Annotated in this window: 2 protein-coding genes; both read left to right on the forward strand. The window is 34.8% G+C overall.

What is annotated here, in order from left to right; translation table 11 throughout:
• Positions 1-1193, forward strand: a 1193-nt coding sequence (locus AC1DTM_RS23650) for a chemotaxis protein CheC (RefSeq protein ID WP_477001030.1), incomplete at its 5' end; no start/stop codon positions are given.
• 16 nt (positions 1194-1209) lie between these two features.
• A partial coding sequence (locus AC1DTM_RS23655) for a transglycosylase (RefSeq protein ID WP_477001031.1) occupies positions 1210-2187 on the forward strand: 978 nt, incomplete at its 3' end.

Below are 2187 nucleotides of genomic sequence, written 5' to 3' on the forward strand. Positions count from 1 at the left end.
TGTCCCCACCTACAATCAAAATTGTGAAACTTAAGGAAGAGATGGAGAAAATCTCTAGTATTAATGGAAGTAATGTAATTGTTAAAGTATCGTTTGAATTAAAAATAGATAATCTTATAGACTCTAAACTTGTACAAATTGTTTCAGTTGAACATGCGAAACAAATGATAAATAAATTATTACAATTATCTGGTGGTGTGGAAGAAGGAATAGAAGAGCAGACGGAAGTGGCGGAAACTGAGGTTGTAGAAGAACATGTTGAGAAAGAGCAGTTAACACAAGAAGAGAAAGATGTGCTTGGTGAAATTGCGAATATTTCAATTGGTTCGGCTTCAACCGTACTATCGACGCTTTTAAATCAGCCTGTTTCTATTAGTACACCAAATGTAGAGGCAATTAATGTTCGTCATTATGACGGAGTGCCAGTCCCATTTGTTATATTAAATGTCGATTTTGTTGAAGGATTAAAGAATGAGAACGTATTCGTATTTACGAAAGATGTTGCTTTAACAATGGTAGATTTAATGATGATGGGAACGGGTGAGATCGATCCGGATAAAGAACTAAGTGAATTAGAGTTAAGCGGTATTAAAGAAATCATGAACCAAATGATGGGGCATGCTGCAACAGCAATGTCAGAAATATTTAAAGAAAAAATGGATATGACACCACCAGATGTTAAATTTGTTTCGTTAAAAGAAGAAATGGAATATTTGGGAGAAGCGATGGAAGTGGACGAGCTCGTTCAAATTACGTTTAACATTGAAATTGGTGACCTTCTTCAGTCAAAGATGTATCAAATACTACCAATATCAGAAGCAAAAGAAATGGTTAGACGACTTCTTTATCCGATGATGGAAGAGCAAGAAGTAATAGTTGAAGAAGTTATTGAAGAGGAAGAAATTCCTGCACCAGTCATACAGCCGATTGAATATCAAGAAGTTAAACAGGTAGAGCCAGTGTATATGGATGCATCTATTCTACAAAATGTAGAAATGAATGTTAAATTTGTATTTGGAAGTACAGTGAGGACAATTCAAGATATTTTAAGTTTACAAGAAAATGAAGCGGTCGTACTGGATGAAGATATTGATGAACCAATTCAAATTTATGTGAACGATGTATTGGTTGCTTATGGAGAGCTTGTAAATGTAGATGGATTTTTCGGAGTAAAAGTGACGAAATCGCTATAGGAGTTTGAACAAATAGATGAAAAACGTAAAGTTTTTTCTAGTGAGTTTGCTATTTTTACATATATGTACTTTCTTCCCGTTGCAAGGGCAAGCGGAAGAAATAAGTGTACAAGAGCAAAATGTAAGTGAAGTGAATGAGCAAGAAGAGCAAAAAGAGCAAAATATAAAAGRTCGGGAACAGTCGGAACGAACGGAAATACCCCCGGTTGAAGATGAAAAAAAAGTAGTAGAGAATGAGCAGGAGAAAGAACAACGAGAAGAAAGAAAGATAGAAACAGACCGAGGAATTATTACAGTTAATAAGCAGGAATTACAGGTTGGCGAAGAATTGCGAATTGCTGTAGAGCCAAATGAAAAAAATACTCAAAGTGTAAAAGGTGTATTGCAATTACAAAAAAATGGTGAGCAGTACAGACAGGAAAGAGTAATATCTTTCGAGTATGAAGAAGAAACGAAACGATGGATCGCTAATTACAAAGTCGGAATATATGATTTGCAAGGTGATTGGAACCTTCAGCTCGTTGAAAGCTATAAAGAAGATGAGAAGGAAGAAGTAGTAGAGAATGAATTAAATGTTCCGCTCATTCGAATTAATAACAAAATACCCACTATAGATAAAGAATTGCCGAAGTTAGAGAAGGTTACTATTGATGAGGCGAAAGAGAACTTTATTGAACGGAAAAAGGGAGAATTTGTTTATATACGAGTAAAAGCGGTAGATATAGAATCAGTTGTTAATGAAGTGCGAGTTATATTAAAAGGAAAAGAAGAAGGTAACGATATTACTTTTTTATTAGACTATAATAAACACGACCTGGATTGGCAGAAACAAATTGAAATAACAGAAGCGTTACCTAGTGGTCCGCACCAACTTATTGTGGAAGTAACAGATGCGGCAGGTAACAAGCTTGTGACAGAGAGTGAATATATCATTTCTATTATCGAACAAAAAGTGGAAGATAATGAAAAGATAGAAGAACATGAGAATCAAAAT

Source organism: Bacillus sp. P4_D3, assembly GCF_056401855.1.